This window comes from Pseudomonas kilonensis, from assembly GCF_001269885.1.
GTDB classification, from domain to species: Bacteria; Pseudomonadota; Gammaproteobacteria; order Pseudomonadales; family Pseudomonadaceae; genus Aquipseudomonas; species Aquipseudomonas kilonensis.
This window is the reverse complement of sequence record NZ_LHVH01000034.1, coordinates 112,638-138,832: the sequence shown is the minus strand read 5'-3', so window position 1 is coordinate 138,832 and position 26,195 is coordinate 112,638. Positions and strand designations below refer to the sequence as shown.

General features: G+C 61.1%; 26 protein-coding genes and 1 pseudogene. 15 read left to right on the top strand and 12 right to left on the bottom strand.

From position 1 onward, the window contains the following. Positions 1-211: 211 nt before the first annotated feature. On the top strand, positions 212-2,113 hold the full coding sequence (quiC, locus tag AD662_RS24780; RefSeq protein WP_053189896.1) for a 3-dehydroshikimate dehydratase QuiC: 1,902 nt from the start codon (positions 212-214) through the stop codon (positions 2,111-2,113). Between the two features lie 103 nt (positions 2,114-2,216). Then, on the top strand, positions 2,217-2,894 hold the full coding sequence (locus AD662_RS24775) for a TetR/AcrR family transcriptional regulator (RefSeq protein WP_053189895.1): 678 nt from the start codon (positions 2,217-2,219) through the stop codon (positions 2,892-2,894). 118 nt (positions 2,895-3,012) lie between these two features. On the opposite strand, the gene AD662_RS24770 is transcribed toward AD662_RS24775, so the two are convergent. The 4 genes from AD662_RS24770 to AD662_RS24755 form a co-directional block, all read right to left on the bottom strand. After that, the gene (locus AD662_RS24770) at positions 3,013-3,864 is read right to left on the bottom strand and encodes a shikimate dehydrogenase (RefSeq protein WP_371103553.1); all 852 of its coding nucleotides are present in this window, start codon (positions 3,862-3,864) and stop codon (positions 3,013-3,015) included. Between the two features lie 5 nt (positions 3,865-3,869). After that, positions 3,870-4,310, bottom strand: a complete 441-nt coding sequence (aroQ, locus tag AD662_RS24765; RefSeq protein WP_014340320.1) for a type II 3-dehydroquinate dehydratase — start codon at positions 4,308-4,310, stop codon at positions 3,870-3,872. 302 nt (positions 4,311-4,612) lie between these two features. After that, a complete protein-coding gene (gene trmA / locus AD662_RS24760) occupies positions 4,613-5,692 on the bottom strand; it encodes a tRNA (uridine(54)-C5)-methyltransferase TrmA (RefSeq protein WP_018606771.1) in 1,080 nt (359 codons plus the stop codon). Further along, positions 5,689-6,984: an NCS2 family permease gene (locus AD662_RS24755; RefSeq protein WP_053189894.1), complete on the bottom strand. Its 1,296-nt coding sequence runs from the start codon at positions 6,982-6,984 to the stop codon at positions 5,689-5,691. Before AD662_RS24755 ends, trmA begins: the two co-directional genes overlap by 4 nt. Before the next feature lie 204 nt (positions 6,985-7,188). On the opposite strand from AD662_RS24755, the gene AD662_RS24750 reads away from it, so the two are divergent. Next, complete coding sequence (locus tag AD662_RS24750; RefSeq protein ID WP_053189893.1) at positions 7,189-7,644, top strand: DUF4879 domain-containing protein; 456 nt, start codon at positions 7,189-7,191, stop codon at positions 7,642-7,644. A 151-nt stretch (positions 7,645-7,795) separates the two neighbouring features. Beyond that, positions 7,796-8,362, top strand: coding sequence for a DJ-1 family glyoxalase III (locus tag AD662_RS24745; protein ID WP_014340316.1), 567 nt, complete (start codon positions 7,796-7,798; stop codon positions 8,360-8,362). Between the two features lie 6 nt (positions 8,363-8,368). Here AD662_RS24745 and AD662_RS24740 read toward each other — a convergent pair whose 3' ends face one another. Both AD662_RS24740 and AD662_RS24735 read right to left on the bottom strand, forming a co-directional pair. After that, on the bottom strand, positions 8,369-8,656 hold the full coding sequence (locus AD662_RS24740) for a HigA family addiction module antitoxin (protein ID WP_018606762.1): 288 nt from the start codon (positions 8,654-8,656) through the stop codon (positions 8,369-8,371). Positions 8,657-8,671: 15 nt separating this feature from the next. Then, on the bottom strand, positions 8,672-8,950 hold the full coding sequence (locus AD662_RS24735) for a type II toxin-antitoxin system RelE/ParE family toxin (RefSeq protein WP_024618210.1): 279 nt from the start codon (positions 8,948-8,950) through the stop codon (positions 8,672-8,674). Positions 8,951-9,040: 90 nt separating this feature from the next. Between AD662_RS24735 and AD662_RS24730 the strand changes: the two are divergent. Next, positions 9,041-9,220, top strand: a pseudogene (locus AD662_RS24730) (hypothetical protein); the annotation flags it as partial. Here the strand turns inward: AD662_RS24730 and AD662_RS24725 are convergent. Then, a complete protein-coding gene (locus tag AD662_RS24725; protein WP_014340310.1) occupies positions 9,217-10,455 on the bottom strand; it encodes an MFS transporter in 1,239 nt (412 codons plus the stop codon). The pseudogene AD662_RS24730 and the gene AD662_RS24725 sit on opposite strands and share 4 nt — an antisense overlap. Before the next feature lie 490 nt (positions 10,456-10,945). Between AD662_RS24725 and AD662_RS24715 the strand changes: the two genes are divergently transcribed. From AD662_RS24715 to AD662_RS28935, 3 genes are read left to right on the top strand one after another with little or no spacing between them, the layout of a single operon-like run. Next, on the top strand, positions 10,946-12,382 hold the full coding sequence (locus tag AD662_RS24715) for a cytochrome ubiquinol oxidase subunit I (RefSeq protein ID WP_024616909.1): 1,437 nt from the start codon (positions 10,946-10,948) through the stop codon (positions 12,380-12,382). 3 nt (positions 12,383-12,385) lie between these two features. After that, positions 12,386-13,393, top strand: coding sequence for a cytochrome d ubiquinol oxidase subunit II (gene cydB, locus AD662_RS24710; protein WP_018606753.1), 1,008 nt, complete (start codon positions 12,386-12,388; stop codon positions 13,391-13,393). Positions 13,394-13,404: 11 nt separating this feature from the next. Next, positions 13,405-13,569, top strand: coding sequence for a DUF2474 domain-containing protein (locus AD662_RS28935; protein WP_074849479.1), 165 nt, complete (start codon positions 13,405-13,407; stop codon positions 13,567-13,569). Positions 13,570-13,667: 98 nt separating this feature from the next. Here AD662_RS28935 and AD662_RS24705 read toward each other — a convergent pair whose 3' ends face one another. Together AD662_RS24705 and AD662_RS24700 are read right to left on the bottom strand one after the other, a co-directional pair. Beyond that, positions 13,668-14,807, bottom strand: a complete 1,140-nt coding sequence (locus tag AD662_RS24705; protein WP_053182024.1) for a methyltransferase — start codon at positions 14,805-14,807, stop codon at positions 13,668-13,670. Positions 14,808-14,993: 186 nt separating this feature from the next. Then, complete coding sequence (locus tag AD662_RS24700) at positions 14,994-15,707, bottom strand: autoinducer binding domain-containing protein (RefSeq protein WP_018606748.1); 714 nt, start codon at positions 15,705-15,707, stop codon at positions 14,994-14,996. A gap of 281 nt (positions 15,708-15,988) precedes the next feature. Here AD662_RS24700 and AD662_RS24695 point away from each other — a divergent pair, with 281 nt between their 5' ends. Then, complete coding sequence (locus tag AD662_RS24695) at positions 15,989-16,765, top strand: ferredoxin--NADP reductase (RefSeq protein WP_053189890.1); 777 nt, start codon at positions 15,989-15,991, stop codon at positions 16,763-16,765. Between the two features lie 55 nt (positions 16,766-16,820). Here the strand turns inward: AD662_RS24695 and mscL are convergent, their stop codons facing one another. Then, positions 16,821-17,234: a large-conductance mechanosensitive channel protein MscL gene (mscL, locus tag AD662_RS24690; protein WP_018606745.1), complete on the bottom strand. Its 414-nt coding sequence runs from the start codon at positions 17,232-17,234 to the stop codon at positions 16,821-16,823. A 282-nt stretch (positions 17,235-17,516) separates the two neighbouring features. Between mscL and katB the strand changes: the two genes are divergently transcribed. The 3 genes from katB (at position 17,517) to radA (ending at position 21,169) form a co-directional block, all read left to right on the top strand. Then, positions 17,517-19,058: a catalase KatB gene (gene katB / locus AD662_RS24685; RefSeq protein WP_053189889.1), complete on the top strand. Its 1,542-nt coding sequence runs from the start codon at positions 17,517-17,519 to the stop codon at positions 19,056-19,058. Positions 19,059-19,210: 152 nt separating this feature from the next. Next, positions 19,211-19,759, top strand: coding sequence for an ankyrin repeat domain-containing protein (locus AD662_RS24680; RefSeq protein WP_053189946.1), 549 nt, complete (start codon positions 19,211-19,213; stop codon positions 19,757-19,759). 42 nt (positions 19,760-19,801) lie between these two features. Next, positions 19,802-21,169: a DNA repair protein RadA gene (radA, locus tag AD662_RS24675; RefSeq protein ID WP_018606739.1), complete on the top strand. Its 1,368-nt coding sequence runs from the start codon at positions 19,802-19,804 to the stop codon at positions 21,167-21,169. Between the two features lie 141 nt (positions 21,170-21,310). Here the strand turns inward: radA and AD662_RS24670 are convergent, their stop codons facing one another. Then, positions 21,311-21,667, bottom strand: a complete 357-nt coding sequence (locus AD662_RS24670) for a PilZ domain-containing protein (RefSeq protein WP_018606737.1) — start codon at positions 21,665-21,667, stop codon at positions 21,311-21,313. A 158-nt stretch (positions 21,668-21,825) separates the two neighbouring features. On the opposite strand from AD662_RS24670, the gene AD662_RS24665 reads away from it, so the two are divergent. The 3 genes from AD662_RS24665 (at position 21,826) to yjiA (ending at position 25,355) form a co-directional block, all read left to right on the top strand. After that, on the top strand, positions 21,826-23,892 hold the full coding sequence (locus tag AD662_RS24665) for a carbon starvation CstA family protein (RefSeq protein ID WP_053189888.1): 2,067 nt from the start codon (positions 21,826-21,828) through the stop codon (positions 23,890-23,892). 15 nt (positions 23,893-23,907) lie between these two features. Next, a complete protein-coding gene (locus tag AD662_RS24660) occupies positions 23,908-24,105 on the top strand; it encodes a YbdD/YjiX family protein (RefSeq protein ID WP_003182142.1) in 198 nt (65 codons plus the stop codon). Between the two features lie 281 nt (positions 24,106-24,386). Next, complete coding sequence (yjiA, locus tag AD662_RS24655) at positions 24,387-25,355, top strand: GTPase (RefSeq protein ID WP_018601037.1); 969 nt, start codon at positions 24,387-24,389, stop codon at positions 25,353-25,355. Positions 25,356-25,493: 138 nt separating this feature from the next. Here the strand turns inward: yjiA and AD662_RS24650 are convergent, their stop codons facing one another. Then, complete coding sequence (locus tag AD662_RS24650) at positions 25,494-26,186, bottom strand: GntR family transcriptional regulator (RefSeq protein ID WP_053189887.1); 693 nt, start codon at positions 26,184-26,186, stop codon at positions 25,494-25,496. Positions 26,187-26,195 lie beyond the last annotated feature (9 nt).

Sequence of the window (26,195 nt, the reverse complement as noted above, 5' to 3'; positions counted from 1 at the left end):
CGGCAGGGCCGGCATCCATGTGGGAGCGATGGTGCGCAGTGAGCAAAAAATCGTCAATTCAGCTATGGGCATTTTGTTCGATAATCGCCCAAAAAACTAACCGGATGGTACATATTAAATTGCTGAAAGAAACTGACAGCTCAATAATCGGCTGACTCTTTAAAAAGCGGCGCACCTTTTGTAGCCGATGCCTGTCCCGGGAGCCGAAGTCATGCAGCGTTCCATTGCCACCGTGTCCTTGAGCGGTACCTTGCCGGAAAAACTCGAAGCCATTGCCGCCGCCGGTTTTGATGGGGTGGAAATTTTTGAGAACGACCTTCTCTACTACGATGGCAGCCCTCGGGAAATCAGGCAGATGTGCGCCGACCTGGGCATCGCCATCACGTTATTCCAACCGTTTCGCGACTTCGAAGGCTGCCGCCGCGATCGCCTGTCGCGCAACCTGGAGCGGGCCGAGCGCAAGTTCGACCTGATGCAGGAACTGGGCACCGACCTGGTGCTGGTGTGCAGCAATGCTTCGGCCGACAGCGTCGGCGATGAACAGATTCTCATCGATGACCTGCGCCTGCTGGCCGAACGGGCCGGTGCGCGGGGCTTGCGGATCGGTTATGAAGCGCTGGCCTGGGGCCGCCACGTCAATACTTATCAACAGGTCTGGAACATCGTGCGCCAAGCCGATCACCCCAGCCTCGGCGTGTTGCTCGACAGCTTTCATACCTTGTCCCTCAAGGGCGATCCGAGCGCGATCGCCGAGATCCCCGGCGACAAAATCTTCTTCGTGCAGATGGCCGACGCGCCGATCCTGGCCATGGATGTCCTGGAATGGAGCCGGCATTTCCGTTGTTTTCCGGGGCAGGGCGAGTTCGACTTGCCGGGTTTCCTGGCGCCGATCATCAAGAGTGGCTATACCGGGCCGCTGTCGCTGGAAATCTTCAACGACGGGTTCCGCGCCGCGCCGCCACGGGCCAATGCCGCCGACGGCCTGCGCTCGCTGCTGTACCTGGAAGAAAAGACCCGCCAGCGCCTGGCTGAAGAAGCGAGCGCCGTTGGCCATGCCGATATCCTGTTCGCCACACCGCCGGCCAGCGAATACGACGGCATCGAATTCCTCGAGTTCGCCGTGGACGATAACCTCGGCGCCAAGCTGTCCCATTGGCTGGAACGGCTGGGGTTCGTCAAGGCCGGCCAGCATCGCTCGAAGAATGTGAGCTTGCTGCGCCAGGGCGATATCAACCTGATCCTCAACAGCGAACCGTACTCGTTCGCCCACAGTTTTTTCGAAGCCCACGGACCGTCGTTGTGCGCCACCGCCGTGCGCGTGAAAAACAGCGCCAGCGCCCTGGAGCGGGCCGTTGCCTACAAAGGCCAGCCCTATCGTGGGTTGGTGGGCCCCAATGAACTGGAGCTGGCGGCGGTGCGCGCACCGGACGGTAGCCTGATTTACCTGGTGGACCAGCAGGCCGACGTCTATGGCACCGATTTCAACCTGCAGCCGGGTGCGGTCATTGGGGCCGGGCTCAAGCGCATCGACCACATGGCGATGGCGCTACCGGCCGACAGCCTCGACAGTTGGGTGCTGTTCTACAAGAGCCTGCTGGATTTCGAGGCCGACGACGAAGTGGTCTTGCCCGACCCTTATGGCTTGGTAAAAAGCCGTGCGCTGCGCAGCCGCTGCAGTTCGATCCGCTTGCCGCTGAACATTTCCGAGAACCGCAACACCGCGATCTCACACGCGCTGTCGAGTTATCGCGGCTCCGGCGTGCATCACATCGCCTTCGACTGCGACGACATCTTCGCTCAGGTCAGTCGTGCCAAAGAGGCGGGCGTACCGTTGCTGGACATCCCGCTCAATTACTACGACGACCTGGCGGCGCGTTTCGATTTCGACGACGAGTTCCTCAGCGAACTGGCCTACTTCAACGTGTTGTACGACCGTGACGCCCAGGGTGGCGAGCTGTTCCACGTCTACACCGAGCCGTTCGAAGGGCGGTTTTTCTTCGAGATCATCCAGCGCAAGAACGGTTACGTCGGTTATGGCGCCGCCAATGTCGCGGTGCGCCTGGCGGCCATGGCCAAGTCCCGCAGCGGTGGTTTGCGACACGCCAAGTTGTAGGGAAATCGTAAACGTGGCGGTAATGGGCCGTGTCGTGGCTTCCTTCAGTGCACGGTGCGGCCCATAATCGCCAGCCTGTGCAGTGATGGCCGTGAGCCCCGCAATGACTATGAATCCAGAGCTTTCCGCAGCGCTCGACGAACCCGTCGTCGCGCCGCGCAAGAGTCGCAAGAACAACCCGGAGAAGACCCGGGAAAACATTCTTCAGGAAGCCATCGTCGAGTTCGTCCAGCAAGGCCTGGCCGGTGCCCGGGTCGACGCCATCGCCGAGCGCATCCACACCTCCAAGCGCATGATCTACTACTACTTCGGCAGCAAGGAGCAGTTGTACGTCGAGGTGCTGGAAAAACTCTACGGCGATATCCGCACCACCGAGAGCCGCCTGCACCTGGCGGAACTGGCCCCGGTCGACGCGATCCGGCGCCTGGTGGAGTTCACCTTCGACCACCACGATCGCAATGTGGATTTCGTGCGCATCGTCTGCATCGAGAACATCCACAACGCCGAGTACGTGAAGCAGTCAGGCGCGATCAAGGCGATGACCAATACCATCCTCGATTCCCTGGGCGTGATCCTGCGGCGCGGCGCTGAAGAGGGTGTGTTCCGTGCCGGCCTCGAGCCGCTGGATGTGCATCTGCTGATCAGTTCGTTCTGTTTTTACCGGGTGTCCAATCGCCAGACGTTCGGTGAGATCTTTCAGATCGACCTGTCGGATGAAGCGGTCAAGCAGCGGCATCGGCAGATGGTCTGTGAATCGGTATTGCGCTATCTGCAGGCCTGACACCGAATCCAGTGTGGGAGCGGGCTTGCTCGCGAATGCGGTGTGTCAGTTGCACATTTGCTTGCTGACACACCGCATTCGCGAGCAAGCCCGCTCCCACAGGGGATGTAGTCAGGCTTCAGTGATTCATGTCCTGGAAATGCGCCAGCATCCGCTGCGCATCTGGTGCCACGCCGCTGAATAATTCGAACGCCTTCACCGCCTGGAACACGGCCATGTTGCCGCCATCCAGTGTGCGGCAGCCGACCGCGCGGGCGTTGCGCAGCAGTTCGGTTTCCAGTGGGAAGTAGACGATCTCCGCGACCCATAAAGTGCCGCGCAACAGCTCGACCGGCACCGGCATGCCCGGTAGTTTTGCCATGCCCATGGGCGTGGTGTTCACCAGGCCATCGGCCTCGGCCATGGCGGTGGGCAGGTCATGCCCGGCGCGGGCGCGGCCAGCGCCGAAGTGTTGATTCAAGTTGTTGGCCAGCGCCTCGGCACGGCTGACCTCGACGTCAAAAATGCTCAGGGTTTCTACGCCTTCCATCAACAGCGCATGGGCCACCGCCGCGCCGGCGCCACCGGCGCCCATCTGGACCACACGCTTGCGCGCCACATCCCCCAGGCCGCGACGAAAACCTTCGGCGAACCCCAGGCAGTCGGTGTTGTGGCCGATGCGCTTGCCGTCCTTGAGCACCACGGTGTTGACCGCGCCGATACCACGGGCCTCGGGTGACAACTCATCGAGCAGCGGGATGATCGCCTGCTTGCAGGGGAAGGTGATGTTCAGGCCGGTGAAGTCCATGCGTTCGGCGGCCACCAGTAGATCGGCCAGGGCGCCGCTGTCGAGCTTCAGCGCATCGAGGTCGATCAGCCGATAGAGGTAACGCATGCCTTGGGCATCGCCCTCATGCTCATGCAGCGCAGGCGTGCGAGAAGCCTGGATGCCCGCGCCGATCAGGCCGGCCAGCACAGTGATATTCGACATGCTCATCAACCCTTCAACCGCTGACTGAAATGTTCAAGGGCCAGACGATAACCATGGCTACCAAACCCGCACATCACGCCAATGGCGACGGATGAGACGAAGGAGTGATGACGGAAGGTCTCACGGGCGTGGACGTTGGACAGGTGGACTTCGATGACCGGTACTTCGCTGGCCACCAAGGCATCGCGGATCGCCACGGAGGTGTGGGTCCAGGCTGCCGGGTTGATGACGATACCGGCGCAGCGGCCACGGGCGCCGTGAACCCAGTCCAGCAATTCGCCTTCCTGGTTGGTCTGGCGAAATTCCACCGCCAGGCCGAATTCTTCAGCGGCGCGGCCGCACAGTGCCGAGATGTCAGCCAGGGTTTCATGGCCATAAGTCGCCGGCTCGCGGGTGCCGAGCAGGTTCAGGTTCGGGCCGTTGAGCACCAGAACGATCGGAGGCATCGCAATTTCTCCACATTTTTATTGTTGGTGTCGGCGGGGTTTCAGCCGTTGGAGATAAATTGTACTAGATGGTTAATTTGGTCAAATAAAGCAGCCGACATCGGCCAATAAGTGTTCGATGATCGAACATGACCTTTGCCAAGAGAGGAGGGAGGGCTCTTGTGGCGAGGGCATTTATTTGTGGGAGCAAGGCTTGCCCGCGATACAGGCGATGCGGTCTTTCAGAAATTGAGTCGCCTGTATCGCGGGCAAGCCTTGCTCCCACAGAGCTTTGCCCAGCCAGAGGGAGGTCGCCCCAGCGTTTAACGCCGAGTCAACAACACCCCAGACTCCATGTGATGGGTCCAGGGAAATTGATCGAACAACGCGCAGCGCGTGATGCGGTGGGTGTCGTTCAGTTGCGCGATGTTCGCGGCGAGGGTGTCCGGGTTGCAGGAGATGTACAGGATGTTGTCGAAGCGCCGTGTCAGCTCGCAGGTATCCGGGTCCATGCCGGCGCGAGGCGGATCGACGAAGACACTGCCGAATTCGTAGCTTTTCAGGTCAATACCATGCAAGCGACGGAACGGCCGGACTTCGTTCAGGGCTTCGGTCAGCTCTTCAGCGGACAGGCGCACCAGCGTGACGTTATCCACAGCGTTTTCGCTGAGGTTGCTCAGCGCGGCGTTCACCGAGGTCTTGCTGATTTCGGTGGCCAGCACTTTGCGCACGCGGGTGGCCAGGGGCAGGGTGAAGTTGCCGTTGCCGCAGTACAACTCCAGCAGATCGTCGCTGCGATCGCCCAGCGCGTCATAGGCCCAGTTGAGCATCTTCTGGTTCACCGTGCCGTTGGGCTGGGTGAAGGCGCCTTCGGGTTGGCGATAACTGAAGGTACGACCGCCCACTTCGAGCTTCTCTACCACGTAGTCGTGGCCGATCACTTCGCGCTTGCCCTTGGAGCGGCCAATGATGCTCACGCCCAGGTCTGCCGCCAGCTTCGAGGCGGCAGCGTGCCAGTGCTCGTCCAGCGGGCGGTGATAACACAGGGTGATCATCGCGTCACCCGCCAGGGTAGTCAGGAACTCCACCTGGAACAGCTTGTGGCTCAGGGGCGCGCTGGCTTGCCAGGCGGCCTTGAGTTGCGGCATCAACTGGTTGATGCGCAGGCTGGCGATGGGAAACTCCTCAATGAGGATCGGTGTGCGCTTGTCGTCCTGGGAGAACATTGCGTAATGCCGTTCGCCGGCCTCGCGCCAGAGACGGAATTCGGCGCGCAGGCGGAAGTGCTTCAGGGGCGAATCGAACACCGCAGGTTCTGGTGCCTCGAATGGCGCCAACAGGTCACGCAAGCGGGTGACTTTGTCCTGGAGCTGAGCGGCGTAGGCCTGGGAATCAAAAGTCATGCGTTGTACCAACCCAACTTGATCACGAACAGGATCGACAGAATGACCAGCGCCGGGTTCAACTCACGGCCACGGCCGGAGACCAGTTTGATGGCGGTCCAGGCGATGAAACCGAAAGCGATGCCGTTGGCGATGGAATAGGTGAACGGCATTGCCAGGGCGGTCACCACCACGGGCGCGGCGACGGTGATGTCGTCCCAGTCGATTTCCGCCAGGCCCGAGGTCATCAGTACGGCGACGAACAACAGGGCTGGCGCGGTGGCGAAGGGCGGGACGCTGGCGGCCAGTGGCGAGAAGAACAGCGCCAGCAGGAACAGGATTGCCACGACGACGGCGGTCAGGCCGGTGCGGCCGCCGGCACTGACGCCCGCCGCCGATTCGATGTAGCTGGTGGTGGTGGAGGTGCCCAGCAGCGAACCGGCCATGGCGGCGGTGCTGTCGGCGATCAGCGCACGGCCCATCTTCGGCATGTGGCCGTCCTTGCCCATCAGCCCGGCGCGCTTGGCGACGCCGATCAGGGTGCCGGAGTTGTCGAACAGGTCGACGAACAGGAAGGCGAAGATCACGCTCACCAGGCCGATGTCCAGGGCGCCCTTGATGTCCAGTTGCAGGAAGGTCGGGGCCAGGGATGGCGGCGCGGAGATGACGCCGTTGAACGAGGTGAAGCCCATCAGGATCGAAACGATGGTGACCGCCAGGATGCCGATCAGCACCGCGCCGCGTACTTTCAAGGCTTCGAGGGCGACGATCAGGACAAAGCCCAGCGTGGCGAGGATCGGCGCCGGTTGTTTCAAGTCGCCGAGGCCGACCATGGTCGCCGGGTTTTTCACCACGATGCCGGCGTTGTTCAGGGCGATCAGCGCCAGGAACAGGCCGATGCCGGCGGCAATCGCCGAGCGCAGCGGCAGCGGGATGCTGTTGATGATCCATTCGCGGATACGAAAGATCGACAATATGAAGAACAGTACGGCGGAGATGAACACTGCGCCCAGCGCCACTTGCCAGGTGTGGCCCATGTGCAGGACCACGGTGTAGGTAAAGAAGGCATTCAGGCCCATGCCCGGGGCGAGGGCGATCGGATAGTTGGCGATCAGGCCCATGACCGTGGAGCCAATGGCCGCTGCCAGGCAGGTGGCGACGAACACCGCGCCCTTGTCCATGCCGGTTTCGCCGAGGATGCTCGGGTTGACGAACAGAATGTAGGCCATCGCCAGGAACGTTGTGACGCCCGCCAGGATCTCGGTCCGCACGTTGGTGTTGTGTGCCTTGAGTTGAAACAGCCTTTCCAGCATGTCTGCTCCCCGTGGCGCGCCCGGCGCCGTGAATGTATCGACCTCAACAGCAAAGCACAGGTCGCCAGCGGCGCCCGGGAATTTTCTGCGGGTCGGAAAAAGCCGCGCATCATACCAGCAGCGTAGCGTTGTGGCTGCGATCGTCGTCGATGTTTTGCCAACGCGCCAAGTGGGCCATACTGCGCGCGGTTCCGGGAGGTCTCTATGTATTGCATGAATAAAAAGCTGCTGGCGGCGGTGGGTTGCATGCTGGGTTGGTGGTTGTCCGGCCAGGCCGCCAATGCCGCGTCGGCACCGCCCTTGAGCGAGGTCAAGGTGCTCAAGGTCGAGTCGCCGGCCTGTGGCTTCGAGGACATCGTCCCGGGGCAGGCACAGACGCGTTGCGACCACAGTGGCCCGAATATCAAGGTCTACGTGCTGGAGGTCGGTTATGGCCGTCAGCCCCATGTCATCCTGGACGGCTTTGAAGTCGACGGCACCCGCTCGCCCGTGTGTGCGTACAGTAACGGCAACCTTAACGACTGCTCCGTGCGGACCAAGGTCGTTGGCTATGTGTACATCTTCGACCTGAAGGGCAAGCAAGAGGGCACCTTCAGCTTCAGCAACATCTCGATCAACGCACCGGGCAACCGGATGTCGACCCAGCTGTACATCAAATAACCGCTGTCCCATGTAGGGGCTGTGTAGGAGCTGTCGAGCGAAGCGAGGCTGCGATCTTTCCCTCTGACGCTTGAATCTCAAGCGCCTATCAAAAGATCGCAGCCTTCGGCAGCTCCTACACTACAGGTATCAGCCAGTGGAGAGAGCGCCCATGATTCCAGGAACCAAGATCCCCCGAGCCCTGATAGTCGTCGCCGAGGGTGTCGACGACTTGCAGACGGTCACCCTGATCGATGTGCTGCGTCGAGCGCAGATCGAAACCGTGGTGGCGAGCATCGAAGGGCGACGGATGCTCACCTGCGCCCGCGGCACGCGCCTGACGGCCGATGGCATGCTGGTGGACGTGCTCGTGCAGGACTTCGACCTGGTCGTCCTGCCGGGCGGCATCATCGGCGCCCAACACTTGGCGGCCCATCAGCCGCTGCAACAACTGATCAAGGGCCAGGCCGCCACCGGACGGTTTTTCGCCGCCATCGCCGAAGCCCCGGCCCTGGCGCTACAGGCCTTTGGCGTCCTGCGCCAACGGCGCATGACCTGCCTGCCCGCCGTCAGCCAGCAGTTGTCCGGGTGCAGCTTCGTCGATCAACCCGTGGTGGTGGATGGCAACTGCATCACCGCCCAGGGTTCGGCCGCCGCCCTGGCGTTTGCCTTGACGCTGGTGGAACAACTCAGTGGCAAGGGCGTGAGGAGTGTGGTGGCGGCGGAGTTGCTGGCCTGACGGACATCAAGCGTGTTGTGGGAACGGCTCGATCACAGGCTGCACGCGCTGCTCGGCTTGCCACAAATCGTAATCGGTCTGGACGCCCAGCCAGACCCTGGCCTTGCCGATCCCGGCACGCTCCAGGCGCACGGCCAGATCGGGGCTGATGGGCGCATGACCATGCAATACCCGGGAGAGATGAGGCCGGGCGAAGCCCAGGTGTCGCGCCAGTTCGGTGACCGTGATGCCCAGCTCGGGCAACACGTCCAGCCGCAAGGTTTCGCCAGGGTGTGGCGGATTGTGCATGGGCATGTTCCAGCCTCCTGATCAGTGGTAGTCCAGATAATCGACCAGTTCGATATCGGACCCGATGAAACGAAAAATAACCCGCCAGTTCCCCGAAACCCCCAGCGACCAGTATCCATCCAGCTCACCCTTGAGCGGATGCAATCGCCATCCGGGAATATCCAAGTCGTTGGCGACCTGCGCCCTGTCCATGAACTGGAGCATGCGGGCCAGGCGTTTCCCGTGGTCCGCCCGGATACCACGGGTCGACCCCGTCTCATAAAAGAGCCTGAGGCCTTTGTGCTGGAAGGATTTAATCATGGAATCGAGTGTAATGCGATACATTACACTCGGTGCGGTACATAGATACCGCACATGCCAGGAAAATCTGTGTCTCTTGCGGTTGCCACTGCTGAGCCGGACGAAAAGCGCCAGGCCTACGCCACCGCCACCCACTCGGCGGTGTTCGTCGAGGTATTGGTAGATGAAGACTTGGGTTCCGTGAAGGTCAATCGGGTGGCCAACGCGATCTATCACGCCACCGGCAAACGGGTGCGGGATTTCCCGATCACCCTCGACAAGCTGCTCTAGGCTTTTGCTTCATCCACCGGTTCGTGCATCCGGTCACGGTTGGCCAGGGTCGGGAACAGTTTGATCCAGGTTCCGGTGACCAGCAGCGTGCCGACGCCGCCCATGACCACCGCCGGCACGGTGCCGAACCAGTGGGCGGTGAGGCCGGACTCGAACTCGCCCAACTGGTTCGAGGCACCGATGAACAACCCGTTCACCGCGCTGACCCGGCCGCGCATTTCATCCGGTGTTTCCAGTTGTACGAAGGAGGCACGGATCACCATGCTGATCATGTCCGCCGCGCCCAGCACCACCAGCACCGCCAGGGAAAACCAGAACGAAGTGGAGAGGCCGAATGCAATGGTGGCGACGCCGAACACGCCCACCGCCGTGAACATCACCCGGCCGACCTTGCGCTCCACGGCAAACCGCGCCAGCCACAGCGACATCAGCAAGGCCCCGACCGCCGGTGCCGAGCGCAACAGGCCCAGGCCCCACGGGCCGGTGAGCAGGATGTCCTTGGCGAACACCGGCAGCAGCGCCGTCGCGCCGCCGAGCAACACCGCGAACAGGTCCAGGGAGATCGCCCCGAGAATGTCCGGGCGACTGCGGATGAAGCGAATCCCGGCGAGCAACGAATCCAGGGTCGCCTTGCCTTTGTTCAGCGGCGTCTGCCGGGCGGGCAGGTTGAGCATCAGGCCGCAGGCGATGAGGTAAAGCAGCACCGTCGGCCCGTAGACCCAGACACTGCCAAAGGCGTAGAGCAAGCCGCCGAGCGCCGGGGCGACGATGGTGGCCGACTGCTGGGCCGATTGCGCGGCGGCCACGGCACGGGGAAACAGCGCAGCCGGCACGATGCTCGGCAGCAGCGCCTGGGTGGTGGGCATTTCGAAGGAGCGGGCGGCGCCCAGCAGGAAGGCGAGGATGAAGATCATTTCCCGCGTGACGTTGTCAGTGGCGCTGCCGATCACCAGCGCCAGGGCAATCATCGCCTGCAATGACTGGCAGATGGCCGCCACCTTGCGCCGGTCATAGCGGTCGGCCACATGCCCGGTGTGGAGCATGAACAGCACGCGCGGGGCAAACTCCACCAACCCCACCAGGCCAAGGTCCAGGACGTTGCCGGTCAGTTGATAGAGGTTCCAGCCGATGGCCACGGTGAGCATCTGGAAGCCGCTGGCGGTGAATATCCGGGCCAGCCAGAAGGCGATGAAGGGACGGTGGTGACGGAGCAGCAGCGGCGCTTGGCTGGGCATCTATGACGGGTCCGGTGATGAAGGCATCGAGATTATCACCGAGCTGTAACTGGAAGTTGCGGTGGCTGGAAAAATAGTTAGCCAAGCATCGATCTTCCACATCGCACCGTTTTTTTGTGGCGAGGGGATTTATCCCTTTGTGGGAGCAAGGCTTGCCCGCGATGGACGCGACTCGATTTCAGAAAGACCGCATTGCCTGTATCGCGGGCAAGCCTTGCTCCCACACATCCCTTCGCCTCAGCCAGCCCTGAGACAACCTGTCACGCGACAAACGACCACGCCGTTCATCGACGAGAATGCGGCTACTCTTTGAACATTGCTTGATCCAGGTCAATACCTCTCGAGGCGTTGGGCTGGTGGCCATCCGGCCAGAGTCCTGCGTTGTGACGGTTTTAAAAAAGAACGATTTGAAAAGCATCGCACTCCATATCCCTGGGGATAGTGATGCAGGCCCCGCCCGCAGCCGGTTTTACCTGACAGAGGAAGACTTATGTTCGGTTTGGAGGCGCTCGATCTCGCCCGAATCCAGTTCGCGTTCACCATCTCGTTCCACATCCTGTTCCCGGCCATCACCATTGGTCTGGCGAGTTACCTGGCGGTACTCGAAGGCTTGTGGCTCAAGACCCGCGATGACACCTACCGCGACCTGTACCACTTCTGGTCGAAGATATTTGCCGTCAACTTCGGCATGGGGGTGGTGTCCGGGTTGGTCATGGCCTATCAGTTCGGGACCAACTGGAGTCGTTTCTCGGACTTCGCCGGTGCGGTGACCGGGCCGTTGCTGACCTACGAGGTGCTCACGGCGTTCTTCCTCGAGGCGGGTTTCCTGGGCGTGATGCTGTTCGGCTGGAATCGCGTCGGCCGCGGCCTGCATTTCTTTTCCACGGTCATGGTGGCGATCGGCACCCTGATCTCGACCTTCTGGATCCTGTCCTCCAACAGCTGGATGCAGACCCCCCAGGGCTACGAAATCATCGACGGCCGGGTGATCCCGGTGGACTGGCTGGCGGTGGTGTTCAACCCCTCGTTTCCTTATCGATTGCTGCACATGTCCACCGCCGCGTTTGTCGCCACGGCGTTCTTCGTCGGCTCGTCGGCAGCCTGGCATTTGCTGCGTGGCCGTGACAACCCAGCCATCCGCCGGATGCTGTCGATGGCGATGTGGATGGCCTTGCTGGTGGCGCCGATACAGGCGGTCATCGGCGACTTCCATGGCCTGAACACCCTCAAGCATCAACCGGCGAAAATCGCCGCCATCGAGGGCCACTGGGAAAACGTCGGCAATGAACCGACCCCGCTGATCCTGTTCGGCTGGCCCGACATGAAGGCGGAAAAAACCAAATACGCCGTGGAAATTCCTTACCTGGGCAGCCTGATCCTGACCCACAGCCTGGACAAGCAGGTGCCGGCCCTCAAGGAGTTCCCGCCTGAGGACCGACCGAACTCGACCATCGTGTTCTGGTCGTTCCGGGTCATGGTCGGCCTTGGGCTGCTGATGATTTTCACCGGCCTGTGCAGCCTGTGGCTGCGCCGCAACGATCGGATCTATCAATCCCGGCCGTTCCTCTACATGGTGCTGTGGATGGGGCCGTCCGGGCTGATCGCGATCCTGGCTGGCTGGTTTACCACGGAGATCGGCCGCCAGCCCTGGGTGGTCTATGGCCTGATGCGCACGGCCGATGCTTCGTCCGGCCACAGCTTCGCCCAGATGAGCATCACCCTGGTGCTGTTCGTCGTGGTGTATTTCGCACTGTTCGGTGCGGGCCTGAGCTACATGATGCGCCTGGTGCGCAAGGGGCCGGAGGCCCACGAAGCCGAGCCGAGCGATGGTGGCCCGGGCCAGAAACGCACGCCGGCCCGGCCATTGTCGGCCGCCGATGACGGCGACGACATGGACCATAACGAACGCTCGAACAAGGGGAATTGAATCATGGGTATTGATCTTCCGCTGATCTGGGCCGTGGTCATCATCTTCGGCATCATGATGTACGTGATCATGGACGGCTTCGACCTGGGGATCGGCATTCTCTTCCCCTTCGTCAAGGGCGAGCGCGACCGCGACGTGATGATGAACACTGTGGCCCCGGTCTGGGACGGTAACGAAACCTGGCTGGTGCTGGGCGGTGCCGGGCTGTTCGGAGCGTTTCCGCTGGCCTACTCGGTGGTGCTTTCGGCGCTGTACCTGCCGTTGATCCTGATGCTCATCGGCCTGATCTTCCGCGGCGTGGCCTTCGAGTTCCGCTTCAAGGCCAAGGCTGAGAAGCGTCACCTCTGGGACAAGGCATTCATTGGCGGTTCGCTGACGGCCACCTTCTTCCAGGGTGTGGCGCTGGGGGCGTTCATCGACGGCTTCGAGGTGGTCAATCGCCAGTTCGCCGGCGGCTCCCTGGACTGGTTCACGCCATTCACGATGTTCTGTGGCCTGGCGTTGATCGCGGCCTACGCATTGCTCGGCTGCACCTGGCTGATCATGAAGACCGAGGGCAAGTTGCAAGAGCAGATGCATGACCTGGCCCGGCCGCTGGCGTTCGTGGTGCTGGCGGTGATCGGTATTGTCAGCATCTGGACGCCGCTGGCCCATGCGGACATCGCGGCCCGCTGGTTCACCCTGCCGAACCTGTTCTGGTTCCTGCCGGTGCCGATCCTGGTGCTGGTGACGATGTACGGCTTGTTCCGCGCGGTGGCGCGCAATGCCAACTACACGCCCTTCATCCTGACCCTGGTGCTGATCTTCCTCGGCTACAGCGGCTTGGGCATCAGCCTGTGGCCGAACATCGTGCCGCCGTCCATCTCGATCTGGGACGCCTCGTCACCGCCCCAGAGCCAGGGTTTCATGCTGGTCGGCACACTGTTCATCATTCCGTTGATCCTGGTGTACACCTTCTGGAGCTACTACGTGTTCCGCGGCAAGGTGACCCACGACGACGGCTACCATTGAGGGCGTCGAGCATGGCCAAACCTGACTTGAAAGACATCGAGGCCGCTGAGCGCAAGCCATTCTGGCAGCGGCTCGGCTGGCTGGCGCTGATCTGGGCCGGCAGTGTGCTGGCGCTGTTCATCGTCGCCAGCCTGATGCGGATGTTCATGAATGCCGCGGGCCTGACCACTCACTGATGTCCCTGTGGGAGCGAGCTTGCTCGCGATGAGGACACTGCGGTCTCGCAGGAGCCGAGGTGCTTGCATCGCGAGCCAGCTTTGCTCCCACAGACGATTTATTTGCGGGCTTTGAGGATCACGAATTTCGGCGTGGCGGCCACTTGCTCGACACCGCGGAACAACCGCGCCAGTTTGCTGTGGTAACCCAGGTGCCGGTTGCCGACGATGTACAGCGCGCCGCCCACCACCAGCGCTTCGCGAGCCTGCTGGAACATCCGCCAGGCGAGGAAATCGCCCACCACTTGCTGCTGGTGGAAGGGTGGATTGCACAGCACCACATCCAGTGACTGCGCCTCTTGTCCGGCCAGGCCATCACCGGCCCGCAGGGTCACTTCGCGTTCGCCCAGGGCTGCACGCCAATTCTCGGCGGCCGATTGCACGGCCATATACGACTCGTCCACCAGGGTGTAATGGGCCTCGGGGTTTTGCAGCGCGCTGGCGATGGCCAGCACGCCGTTGCCGCACCCCAGGTCCGCGACCCGGGCCGTCCCGAGGTTTTTCGGCAGATGTGGCAGGAACGCACGGGTGCCGATGTCCAGGCCTTCGCGGCAGAACACGTTGGCGTGGTTGAGCAGCTCGATCTTTGGCTCGTCCAACCAGTAACGCGTGGGGTAGGGCGATACGATCGGCGCACTGCCTTGTGAAGAGCCGGGTTGTGGCGTGGCAATCAACAGCCGCGCTTTTTTCACCGCCAGGGAGGCCTGCACCGGGCCGATATACCGCTCCAACAAATCGCCAGCGGCCCGGGGCAGGTGCTTGATCATGGCCCCGGCAATCACCTGGGCGCCTGGCGCCAGTTGGCCTTGCAGGCGAATCAGCTGTTCCTCCAGCAAGGCCAGGGTTTTCGGTACTTTGATCAGGACGCGATCGAACGGGCCGGTCAGTGGCTCGCTGGCGGGCAGCGTCGGCACTGCATCGAAGGATCGGCCATTGCGCACCAGGTTTTTCTCCAGCGCCTGCAACGCCAGGAAGGAGTCACCGCTGCTGGTCACCAGGACGTTGTCCGCCAGACTGGCCGCCAGGGCGCCGAAGCCGTCATTGAGTACCAGGACCCGAGTCTGTGCGCTCGGCTGTTGTTCGGCCAGGTACGCGAGCAGGTACTCGTCGGCCGCATCGAAGGCTTGCAGTGGTTCGTTCTGCTGTTCGGGTTGGCGGATCAGGTCGAGTTGGGCGAAGGGGCTGTCGAGCAGGGGCATGGCTGGGGACTCTGGAGATCAACGAATGTCCCGCTGCCTGGAGGTAGGTGTCTGTGCGTGCGGGACCTCCTGAATGAACGACGTCGCGTGCAAGAAGCGGCATCATCCAAGTGGAACCGTAAATGGTACGTTTTTTTGTTGCACATTACTCGTGGGTTTTTCAGCTCGACAGTGTCGTGCCACGGGTCAGATCACATGGATCTGGGCGGCTTTAGCCACCGCTGAAATCTTATTGCTGACGTTCAGTTTTCGCATGCAACTGCACACATGGAAATTCACGGTTCGTTCGGAAAGACAAAGGATCCTGCCCACTTCCGACGCCGTCTTGCCTTCGGCTGACCACCTCAATACTTCGATCTCTCTGGGTGACAAGTGACATTTTGGCTGGACTGCGAGGGCGTCCGCCAGTTTTTTGCTGGCAAGCGCATGCAGCTTTTGACTGGCGAAGATGGCGTAGCCGAGATTTGCATAGTGCTCCTCGATATCAATGGGACAGTGGGTTCGTGCAAGACTGAACAGGCTGGACTGTGCCCCTTGTTCGTCATGAACGGCCTGGGTCCAGCCGTACTTGAGTCCTTGTCGATTAAGTTCTCGCCATAACTTAGGGGCCTGAGCGAAAACATTCTCATCCCACATGATCGGAAGTGGTGATTGATTGCAATGTGCTACTAGTGGGTCGTTCGATGCGTAACCGTTTTGTTCATAAAGCCGATCCCATCCATAAGGGTAATTATTCAGGTTCACCTTACTGGTGTGTTTGTTGGGACTTCCGAGATAGGTTGCAAATGCACAGTATTCAAATCCTTGATTGTTAAAGAAATTCACTACCAGACGATAGGCCGTCTGCAGGTCTTTTTCACAGGATAACTTCCTCAGCAACAAGTCCTTCCACCTGTCCATCGCTTTCTCCTGGGTTTGATTCGTCCATGCGGATCCAATCCCTGATGCGAATTTTTAGTGTAGGACTTTTCCTAACTTGTAGTGAGATTTTTTTTAACTAGCTTACAAAATTGTAATGCATTAGTTCTGTAGATTGATTTCTTTTACAGTGTTCTAACTTTGTACAGTTTTGGTAAAGGTTTAAATGGGATGAGTGCAACTAAAGTGCTATTACTTGCCCGTCGGTGGTGAAACGGTTCACTTTGCGGGACACTGTATGTCTTGTCCCATAGGAGTGGCTCATGACCGACAGCGCAGAGAAGTTCACCCGCCAAACCCTGCTCGATGTCCAGCCGTTGACGCCTCATCTGTTTACGTTGCGCACGACCCGGGATCGCGGCTTTCGCTTTCGGGCGGGTCAGTTTGCCCGGCTGGGGGTCGTCAAGGCGGACGGAACCACCGTCTGGCGGGCGTATTCCATGGTGTCTTCGCCGTTCGACGAGTTCCTCGAATTTTTTTCCATCGTGGTTCCCGATGGCGAGTTCACCAGCGAACTGAGCCGCCTGCAGGCGGGTGACGCACTGTTGGTGGATCGCCAGGCTTTCGGCTACCTGACGCTGGATCGCTTTGTCGATGGTCGGGATTTGTGGCTGCTGTCTACCGGGACGGGTGTGGCGCCGTTTCTTTCGATCCTCCAGGATTTTGAGGTCTGGGAAAAATTCGAGCGGATCATCCTGGTCTACAGCGTGCGCGAGGCGCAGGAGCTGGCGTATCAGGCGCTGATCAAGGAACTGCCCCAGCGCGACTACCTGGCCGAGTACGCCCACAAGTTTCGTTTCATTGCGAGCGTCACCCGTGAGCAACATCCGGGGGCGCTCAGTGGGCGGATCACCACGCTGATCGAAAATGGCGAGCTGGAGCGGGCGGCCGGCGTAGCGCTGACGCCGGAGCATTCGCGAGTGATGCTGTGCGGCAATCCGCAAATGATCGATGATACACGCAAGTTGCTCAAGGCCAGGGGGCTGCAACTGAGCCTGACTCGTCGGCCGGGCCAGGTGGCGGTGGAAAACTACTGGTAGGTTGTGGCGAGGGGATAAATCCCCTCGCCACAGGAGGGGTCAGTGACTGACTGCCTCAGGGCCGCTCGTTCTGGGTCTTGAGCAGGTCGCGAATTTCGGTGAGCAGCAGTTCTTCCTTGGTCGGAACCGGTGGGGCGCTAGGAGCCACGGCTTCTTCACGCTTGAGGCGGTTGATGGCCTTGACGCCCATGAAAATGGCGAACGCCACGATGATGAAGTCGATGGTGCTCTGGATGAATTTACCGTAGGCCAGCATAACGGCAGGCGCCTCACCCTGGGCGGCCTTGAGGGTGATGGCCAGGTCACTGAAGTCCACTCCACCAATCAGCAGGCCGATGGGAGGCATGACCACGTCGCCAACGAATGACGAAACGATTTTGCCGAAAGCGGCACCGATGATGATCCCGACGGCCATGTCGACGACATTGCCTTTGACCGCGAAGGCCTTGAACTCGCTTAGCACGCCCATGAGTTATTCCTTGTGACAGATTAAAGATGAGTGGCAGTGTAAGTCAGCCCGACGAGTCTTGCTCGAAACGCCTGCTTACAAAGCCTCAGTTATCGACCCGGTCCCGGGTGAAAAGTTTTCAAAGTGCCATCAATCGCGCGTGATACGCGGTTTCAGCCTGATGCCCCACAACGTTTTTTCTATCGGCACGGTACGGCATTTCTATTTAGGTTTTCCTTTGTCGAGCACTAGCCTCTGGATGGCGCACATGGATGCGCTCTATAACATCAGAGGAACACGCCTATGAACACTTCCCTTGGCCACGGGGCTTATTCCCATCGCCGCGCTTTTTTTGTGCTGACCGCGAGCCTTTTGTCCTTGTCTGTCAACGCGGCCACCCTGACCCGGGACAACGGTGCGGCTGTCGGCGACAACCAGAACTCGCAAACGGCTGGCCCCAACGGCCCGACCCTGCTGCAAGACGTGCAGTTGATCCAGAAGCTCCAGCGTTTTGACCGTGAACGTATCCCCGAGCGCGTGGTGCATGCCCGTGGGACCGGTGCCCATGGCACATTCACCGTTTCCGACGACCTCAGCGACCTGACCAAGGCCAAGGTCTTTGCCGCAGGCCAGGTCACGCCGGTGTTCGTGCGTTTTTCTGCCGTGGTGCACGGCAATCATTCGCCGGAAACCCTGCGCGATCCCCGTGGTTTCGCCACGAAGTTCTACACCGCCGACGGTAATTGGGACTTGGTGGGTAACAACTTCCCGACCTTCTTCATCCGCGATGCCATCAAGTTTCCGGACATGGTCCACGCCTTCAAACCCGACCCGCGGACCAACCTGGACGATGATTCTCGCCGCTTCGATTTCTTCTCCCATGTTCCAGAATCGACTCGCACCCTGACCGAGTTGTATTCCAACTCCGGGACGCCGGCCAGTTACCGCGAAATGGACGGCAATGGTGTACATGCCTACAAGTTGGTTAATGCCAAGGGTGAAGTTCACTACGTGAAGTTTCATTGGAAAAGTTTGCAGGGCTTGAAAAATCTCGATCCGAAAGAAGTTGTGAAAGTTCAGGGTCAAGATTACAGCCATATGACAAATGATCTGGTGACTCATATTAATAAGGGCGACTTCCCGAAGTGGGACTTGTACGTCCAGGTACTGAACCCACAGGACCTTGCCAAGTTTGACTTCGACCCACTGGACGCGACCAAGATCTGGCCGGGCGTGCCTGAGCGCAAGGTTGGGCAAATGGTCTTGAATCGCAATCCGGCGAATGTCTTCCAGGAAACCGAGCAGGTGGCCATGGCGCCGGCCAATCTTGTACCGGGTATCGAACCTTCCGAAGATCGTTTGCTCCAGGGACGAGTATTTTCCTACGCCGACACGCAGATGTATCGGATAGGCGCCAATGCCCTGCAATTACCGATCAACGCCCCCAAGGTGGCGGTGAACAACGGTAACCAGGACGGTGCGATGAACCCAGGCAGCACCAGCACCGGGGTGAATTATCAGCCGAGCCGCCTGACGCCGCGTGAAGAACCGCAAGCGGCACGCTACAGCCAGACCGCAATGACCGGCAGTACCCAGCAGGCGAAGATCCAGCGCGAGCAGAACTTCAAGCAGGCCGGTGATTTGTATCGTTCGTTCAGCAAGAAAGAGCGTGATGACCTGATCGACAGCTTCGGCGGCTCTTTGGCGACCACCGATGACGAGAGCAAGCACATCATCCTGTCGTTCCTCTACAAGGCTGACCCTGAGTACGGCACTGGCGTGGCTCGTGTCGCCAAAGGCGACCTGGCTCGGGTCAAGGCCCTGGCAGAAAAACTGACTGACTGATCCACAGCCAGGCAGGTGCATGACCTGTGGGAGCAAAGCTTGCTCGCGAAACAGGCGCTGGGGTCTGAAACCAGACCGAGTCGTCTGCATCGCGGGCAAGCCTTGCTCCCACAACCATGCCCCCACAGTCATCTGCCAGAGGAGACGTCATGATGCGCAGATTTCTTTTATCGATGCTTGCGACCTGGTCAGTGAGCGTACTGGCCGATCAGCCAATACCCACCGAACCGGCTGCGGTCCAGGAACAGTTGCAAAACTATTATTTCGACGCCGCTCGCCGCGGCGACGTGCCGATGCTCGAGACTTTTATCGAGGCCGGTTATTCGCTCAATACCCAGGATGAAAAGGGCTACACCGCGCTGATTCTGGCGGCTTATCACGGCCACGGCCCGGCGGTGGAGCGGCTGCTGGCCGCTGGCGCCGATGCCTGTGCCCAGGACAAACGTGGTAACACGGCGTTGATGGGCGCCATTTTCAAGGGCGAAGTGCAGATTGCGCGGCGTTTGTTGTCCACCGATTGCAGCCCGGACCAACGCAACGGCGCCGGGCAGACCGCGGCGATGTATGCCGGCCTGTTCAAACGTGCCGAGTTGCTCGACGCCTTGAAGGCCAAGGGCGCCGATCTGCAGGCCCAGGACCCGTTGGGCAATACCGCGGTGGATCTGGCGAGGGGGGAAATCAGAATGCCGGCCCCGCGCTGACCGCTGCGTGGGCTATCATCGCGGTTTTTACCCGGAGTTCAGATGGCCAAGGCAAAGCGCATGTACGGCTGCACCGAGTGCGGCTCGACCTTTCCCAAATGGGCCGGCCAATGCAGCGAATGCGGGGCCTGGAACACCCTGACCGAAACCATGGTGGAAAGCGGCGGTGCGGCGGCGCCCACCGGTCGTACGGGTTGGGCCGGTCAGCAGGCGCAGATCAAGACCCTGGCCGAAGTCAGCGTCGAAGAAGTCCCGCGTTTTTCCACCGCATCCGGTGAACTGGACCGCGTGCTGGGCGGTGGCCTGGTGGACGGTTCGGTGGTGCTGATCGGCGGCGATCCGGGCATCGGCAAATCCACCATCCTGTTGCAAACCTTGTGCAGCCTCGCCACCCGCATGCCGGCGCTGTACGTCACAGGTGAAGAATCCCAACAGCAGGTAGCCATGCGCGCCCGGCGCCTGGGCTTGCCCCAGGACCAGTTGCGGGTCATGACCGAAACCTGCATCGAAACCATCATCGCCACGGCGCGCCTGGAAAAACCCAAGGTGATGGTGATCGACTCGATCCAGACCATTTTCACTGAACAGCTGCAATCGGCCCCGGGCGGCGTCTCCCAGGTGCGCGAAAGCGCGGCGTTGCTGGTGCGCTACGCCAAGCAGAGCGGCACGGCGATTTTCCTGGTGGGCCACGTCACCAAGGAAGGCGCGCTGGCGGGGCCGCGCGTGTTGGAGCACATGGTCGATACCGTGTTGTATTTCGAGGGCGAATCCGATGGCCGCCTGCGTTTGCTGCGGGCGGTGAAGAACCGCTTTGGTGCCGTGAACGAACTGGGTGTGTTCGGCATGACCGACAGAGGCTTGAAAGAAGTCTCAAACCCTTCGGCGATCTTTCTGACGCGTGCCCAGGAAGAAGTCCCCGGCAGTGTGGTCATGGCGACGTGGGAAGGCACCCGGCCGATGCTGGTCGAGGTGCAAGCGCTGGTGGACGACAGCCACCTGGCGAACCCGCGCCGGGTCACCCTGGGCCTGGATCAGAATCGGCTCGCCATGTTGCTGGCGGTGCTGCATCGACACGGTGGGATTCCGACTCACGACCAGGACGTGTTCCTCAACGTCGTGGGCGGGGTCAAGGTGCTGGAAACCGCGTCCGACCTGGCGCTGATGGCCGCAGTCATGTCCAGCCTGCGCAACCGACCGCTGCCCCACGACCTGTTGGTGTTCGGCGAAGTGGGATTGTCGGGCGAAGTGCGGCCGGTGCCCAGTGGCCAGGAGCGGCTCAAGGAAGCGGCCAAACACGGTTTCAAACGCGCCATCGTGCCCAAGGGCAACGCGCCGAAGGAAGCCCCGCCGGGGTTGCAGATCATTGCCGTGACGCGCCTGGAACAGGCGTTGGATGCGTTGTTCGAATAGCGCTGGCAATTGCGCAAGGACTGTATGTGGGAGCAAAGCTTGCTCGCGATGCAGGCGACTCGATTTTGAAGGACCGCATCGCCGCCATCGCGGGCAAGCCTTGCTCCCACAGAATCCCCTCGTCACAAGGGACCGGGCTTTTCAGATCTGGATCAACGCCGCCAACTCCCGCTCCAACTCGTCATGGTCGCCCAGGTTCAGCTCTACCAGCCGGCGTAGGTGTGCGATGGAGTCCAGGTCAATGTGCTCGCAGGCGAAGCCCAAGTGACCATGGTCATCATGGGCCAAGCGAACTTCCATTTTGATCTCAGCATCAGGGCTCAAATGAATATCGGCCATGAAGGGACGTTCGATATCGCCAAGCCAGGGTGCGGGTTTCTTGATCAGCAACCCCTTGAGGGACAGATCCAGCAACTCTACCGGCCAGATGAAGGGGCCCTGGCTCAGCTCGGTCCTGGCATGGAAGTCAACTCGTACGAAGCGGCGACGTTCGCTCATTACGCATTCCCTCTGGAGATTCACTGACTATAGACCGAACTGGGAGAGCATCGTCACCGTTCGGCAACCGACAGACGAATGTCGAGTATGGCCTTTGCCCGGGTTAGCGCTAAACTCCTGTGGCTATCTTTCTTGTCCACCCTGGCTGGAATATAAAAATGAAAAACAATAATAGCCTGCTGCGCCATCTACCCTGGCTACTGCTGGCCGTCGTAGGCGCGTGCGCCCTGGGCGTCGTGGCATTGCGTCGAGGCGAGGCGATCAACGCCTTATGGATCGTCGTCGCAGCCGTGGCCATCTACCTGGTCGCCTACCGCTACTACAGCCTCTTCATCGCCAACAACGTGATGCAACTCGATGCGCGCCGGGCCACCCCCGCCGTGCTCAACAACGATGGCCTGGACTATGTCCCGACCAACAAACACATTCTGTTCGGCCACCACTTCGCGGCCATTGCCGGCGCGGGGCCGCTGGTCGGGCCGGTGCTGGCGGCGCAGATGGGCTATTTGCCCGGCACGCTCTGGCTGATCGCCGGCGTGGTGCTGGCCGGTGCGGTGCAGGACTTCATGGTCCTGTTCCTGTCCACCCGCCGCAACGGGCGTTCCCTGGGTGACATGGTGCGCGAGGAAATGGGCCGCATCCCTGGCACCATCGCGCTGTTCGGCTGCTTCCTGATCATGATCATCATCCTCGCGGTGCTGGCGCTGATCGTGGTCAAGGCCCTGGCCGAGAGCCCGTGGGGGATCTTCACGGTGATGGCGACCATCCCGATCGCGATGTTCATGGGCATCTACATGCGCTACATCCGCCCGGGCCGCATCGGTGAAATCTCGATCATCGGCGTGCTGTTGCTGCTGGGCTCGATCTGGCTGGGCGGGCAAATTGCTGCCGACCCGGTCTGGGCCAAGGCCTTCACCTTCACCGGGATCCAGATCACCTGGATGCTGATCGGCTACGGCTTTGTCGCGGCGGTACTGCCGGTGTGGCTGATCCTGGCGCCGCGGGACTACCTGTCGACCTTCCTCAAGATCGGCACCATCGTCGCCCTGGCGATCGGCATCCTGGTCACCATGCCCGATCTGAAAATGCCGGCGCTGACCCAGTTCACCGACGGCACGGGACCTGTGTGGAAGGGCGGGCTGTTCCCGTTCCTGTTCATCACCATCGCCTGCGGCGCGGTCTCGGGTTTCCACGCGCTGATCTCCTCGGGCACCACGCCCAAGCTGCTGGATAACGAAACCAATGCCCGCTACATCGGTTACGGCGGCATGCTGATGGAGTCCTTTGTGGCGATCATGGCCATGGTCGCCGCCTCGGTGATCGAGCCAGGCGTGTACTTCGCCATGAACAGCCCGGCGGCGATCGTCGGCAGTGATGTGGTGGCCGTGGCCCAGACCGTCAGCAGCTGGGGCTTTGCAATCACCCCCGAGGCGCTGCAAGCGGTGGCCAAGGACATCGGCGAAACCACCATCCTGGCCCGTGCCGGCGGTGCGCCGACCCTGGCGGTCGGTATCGCGCAGATCCTGCACTCGGTGCTGCCGGGTGAGAACACCATGGCGTTCTGGTACCACTTCGCGATCCTGTTCGAAGCGCTGTTCATCCTCACCGCGGTGGACGCCGGCACCCGTGCCGGGCGGTTCATGCTGCAGGATTTGCTGGGCTCGTTCGTGCCTTCGCTCAAGCGCACCGAATCCTGGCCGGCCAACCTGATCGCCACCGCCGGTTGCGTGGCGCTGTGGGGTTACTTGCTGTACCAGGGCGTGATCGATCCGCTGGGCGGCATCAACACCTTGTGGCCGCTGTTCGGCATCTCCAACCAGATGCTGGCCGGTATCGCCCTGATGCTCGCCACCGTGGTCCTGATCAAGATGAAGCGCCAGCGCTACGTCTGGGTCACGCTGCTGCCGGCGAGCTGGCTGCTGATCTGCACCACCACGGCGGGCCTGATCAAGCTGTTCGACGCCAACCCGGCGATCGGCTTCCTGGCCCTGGCACGCAAATACAACGATGCCCTGGCCGCCGGCCAGATCCTGGCCCCGGCCAAGAGCATCGAGCAGATGCAGCACGTGGTGTTCAACGCCTACACCAACGCGACGCTGACGGTGTTGTTCCTGTTCGTGGTCTTCAGCATCCTGTTCTACGCGCTCAAGGTCGGCATCGCCGCCTGGGGCACCAAGGAACGCACGGACAAAGAAGCGCCATTCCAGGCCCTGCCAGACGCTTGATAGAGGATTGCAACGATGTTCAATGACTTGAGTCGCCTGGGTAAATACCTCGGTCAGGCCGCCCGCCTGATGGTCGGCATGCCCGACTACGACAACTACGTCGAGCACATGCAAACCAAGCACCCGGACAAGCCGATGATGGACTACGAGGCGTTCTTTCGTGAACGCCAGGAGGCCCGTTACGGCGGCAAGGGTGGGCCCAAGTGCTGTTGAGTTGAGCTAGCCTCAAACCCCATGTGGGAGCGGGCTTGCTCGCGAAGGCGGAGTGTCAGTTACGATCATGTTGACTGACACTCTGCTATCGCGAGCAAGCTCGCTCCCACAGTTGTTTTGGGGTGGTCTCAGGATTTGCATACACCACCGATTCCCTGTGGGAGCGAGCTTGCTCGCGATGGCGTCGGGTCAGTAGCATCGATGTCAACTGACACAGCGCCTTCGCGAGCAAGCCCGCTCCCACAAAACCGCTTCCCTTTCAGGCATCAAGGAGATTCAGTTTGTCCTCTCCCATCCCAGTCACCATCCTCAGCGGCTTCCTCGGCGCCGGCAAGACCACGCTGTTGCGCCATCTGCTCAAGGCCGAGCACGGCCTTAAGATCGCCGTGATCGAGAACGAATTCAGCGATGCCGGCATCGACACCCAACTGCTGGGCGACGAGCCGGTGCAGGTCATGACCCTGGCCAACGGTTGCGTGTGCTGCACCATTCACACCGACCTGACCAAGGCCCTGTACCTGTTGCTTGAGCGGCTGGACAGCGGCGAGATCGCCTTCGACCGCCTGGTGATCGAATGCACCGGCCTGGCCGATCCGGCCCCGGTGGCGCAGACTTTTTTCATCGACGAGGACCTGCGCGAGCGCTATATCCTCGACGGCATTCTTACGCTGGTGGACGCTGCTCATGCCGAGATCCACCTGACCCAGGCCATCGCCCAGGCCCAGGTCGGGTTTGCCGATCGCCTGCTCCTGAGCAAGACCGACCTGGTGGACACGGCCCAGGTCCAGGCCCTTGGTGAGCGCCTGACGCGCATCAACCGACGGGCGCCGATCCGGGTGGTCGAGCACGGCAAGATCGACCTGGCCGAGCTGCTCGATATTCGTGGCTTCAATCTCAATGCGGACTTGGGCGCAGGGTTCAGCCTGCGACCGGTCGGCAAGGCCACACCGGGTGATCGCATCAGCAGTTTGGTGCTACGTACCGATAAGGCGCTGGATATCGACAAGCTCAGCGAGTTCATGAACCAGTTGCTGGAAGAACACGGCAAACAATTGCTGCGCTACAAGGGTGTGCTGAACATCGCCGGCGAACCCCGTCGGTTGGTGTTCCAGGGCGTGCTCAAGTTGTACGGTTTCGATTGGGACACCGAATGGGCCCCCGGCGAAGCCCGGGAAAGCGTGATCGTGTTCATCGCCGACGAACTGCCCGAAGAGAAGATCCGCGCCGGCTTCGAAGCCGCGCTACGTTAACAGTGTGGCGAGGGGATTTATCCCCGTTGGGCTGCGCAGCGGCCCCAAACCAGGCAACTCGGTGTGCCAGGAAGATTGAGTTAACTGCTTTAGGGCCGCTGCGCAGCCCAGCGGGGATAAATCCCCTCGCCACAACCGCTATGCGACCAGCAGCTTTTGAGCAAGGTGGTCCAGGTGCTCATCCATCAGCCGCACCGCTTCGTTGACGTTGCGGCCTTCCACGGCGTCGACGATTGCCAGGTGTTCCTGCCAGGCGCAGTGCCGGCGGGATTTGATCTCGTGTCGCGCCAGGGCCAGCGAGGTCAACGGCACCAGGCTGCCGAGGAATTGCATCAACGGTGCGTTGCCGGCCATGGCCGCCAGTTGCAGGTGAAACTCGCCGGACAGGCGTATCGCCGGGCCACGCTCACCACGATCCAGGCATTGGCGCTCGCGCTCCACCAGATCGCGCAGCAGTTGCAAGTCCTTGGGCTGCGGCGCCTTGCAGGCCAGGCGCACCAGGGTCTGCTCGGCCAGGCGGCGAGCGTGGAGGATCTGCCGGGTCTGCTCCAGGTCTGGCGCGGCGACTTGTGGCCGGTGGTTGGGCCGCAGGATCACCACTTGCTGATGGGACAGGCGCGCCAGGACGCGGCGAATGACACTGCGGCTGACGCCGAACACATCCCCCAGGCTTTCCTCGGTGAAGCGGCTGGCCGGGGCAATGCGTTGTTCGAGGATGGCGTCGAAGATCCGCGGATAGATATCGTCCACCGACGGTTTGCCGACCCGGCCGGGCAGGGGCAGGGCGGCGAGTACATTGCGGTTATGTTGATGGGACACGAGATTGTTCATGGCGGTCTC

Bases quoted from the DNA above. Each gene is read 5' to 3' on its own strand.
- quiC (WP_053189896.1), top strand. From the start codon at position 212: ATGCAGCGTTCCATTGCCACCGTGTCCTTGAGCGGTACCTTGCCGGAA.
- AD662_RS24775 (WP_053189895.1), top strand. From the start codon at position 2,217: ATGACTATGAATCCAGAGCTTTCCGCAGCGCTCGACGAACCCGTCGTC.
- AD662_RS24770 (WP_371103553.1), bottom strand. From the start codon at position 3,864: ATGTCGAATATCACTGTGCTGGCCGGCCTGATCGGCGCGGGCATCCAG.
- aroQ (WP_014340320.1), bottom strand. From the start codon at position 4,310: ATGCCTCCGATCGTTCTGGTGCTCAACGGCCCGAACCTGAACCTGCTC.
- trmA (WP_018606771.1), bottom strand. From the start codon at position 5,692: ATGACTTTTGATTCCCAGGCCTACGCCGCTCAGCTCCAGGACAAAGTC.
- AD662_RS24755 (WP_053189894.1), bottom strand. From the start codon at position 6,984: ATGCTGGAAAGGCTGTTTCAACTCAAGGCACACAACACCAACGTGCGG.
- AD662_RS24750 (WP_053189893.1), top strand. From the start codon at position 7,189: ATGTATTGCATGAATAAAAAGCTGCTGGCGGCGGTGGGTTGCATGCTG.
- AD662_RS24745 (WP_014340316.1), top strand. From the start codon at position 7,796: ATGATTCCAGGAACCAAGATCCCCCGAGCCCTGATAGTCGTCGCCGAG.
- AD662_RS24740 (WP_018606762.1), bottom strand. From the start codon at position 8,656: ATGCCCATGCACAATCCGCCACACCCTGGCGAAACCTTGCGGCTGGAC.
- AD662_RS24735 (WP_024618210.1), bottom strand. From the start codon at position 8,950: ATGATTAAATCCTTCCAGCACAAAGGCCTCAGGCTCTTTTATGAGACG.
- AD662_RS24725 (WP_014340310.1), bottom strand. From the start codon at position 10,455: ATGCCCAGCCAAGCGCCGCTGCTGCTCCGTCACCACCGTCCCTTCATC.
- AD662_RS24715 (WP_024616909.1), top strand. From the start codon at position 10,946: ATGTTCGGTTTGGAGGCGCTCGATCTCGCCCGAATCCAGTTCGCGTTC.
- cydB (WP_018606753.1), top strand. From the start codon at position 12,386: ATGGGTATTGATCTTCCGCTGATCTGGGCCGTGGTCATCATCTTCGGC.
- AD662_RS28935 (WP_074849479.1), top strand. From the start codon at position 13,405: ATGGCCAAACCTGACTTGAAAGACATCGAGGCCGCTGAGCGCAAGCCA.
- AD662_RS24705 (WP_053182024.1), bottom strand. From the start codon at position 14,807: ATGCCCCTGCTCGACAGCCCCTTCGCCCAACTCGACCTGATCCGCCAA.
- AD662_RS24700 (WP_018606748.1), bottom strand. From the start codon at position 15,707: ATGGACAGGTGGAAGGACTTGTTGCTGAGGAAGTTATCCTGTGAAAAA.
- AD662_RS24695 (WP_053189890.1), top strand. From the start codon at position 15,989: ATGACCGACAGCGCAGAGAAGTTCACCCGCCAAACCCTGCTCGATGTC.
- mscL (WP_018606745.1), bottom strand. From the start codon at position 17,234: ATGGGCGTGCTAAGCGAGTTCAAGGCCTTCGCGGTCAAAGGCAATGTC.
- katB (WP_053189889.1), top strand. From the start codon at position 17,517: ATGAACACTTCCCTTGGCCACGGGGCTTATTCCCATCGCCGCGCTTTT.
- AD662_RS24680 (WP_053189946.1), top strand. From the start codon at position 19,211: ATGCGCAGATTTCTTTTATCGATGCTTGCGACCTGGTCAGTGAGCGTA.
- radA (WP_018606739.1), top strand. From the start codon at position 19,802: ATGGCCAAGGCAAAGCGCATGTACGGCTGCACCGAGTGCGGCTCGACC.
- AD662_RS24670 (WP_018606737.1), bottom strand. From the start codon at position 21,667: ATGAGCGAACGTCGCCGCTTCGTACGAGTTGACTTCCATGCCAGGACC.
- AD662_RS24665 (WP_053189888.1), top strand. From the start codon at position 21,826: ATGAAAAACAATAATAGCCTGCTGCGCCATCTACCCTGGCTACTGCTG.
- AD662_RS24660 (WP_003182142.1), top strand. From the start codon at position 23,908: ATGTTCAATGACTTGAGTCGCCTGGGTAAATACCTCGGTCAGGCCGCC.
- AD662_RS24650 (WP_053189887.1), bottom strand. From the start codon at position 26,186: ATGAACAATCTCGTGTCCCATCAACATAACCGCAATGTACTCGCCGCC.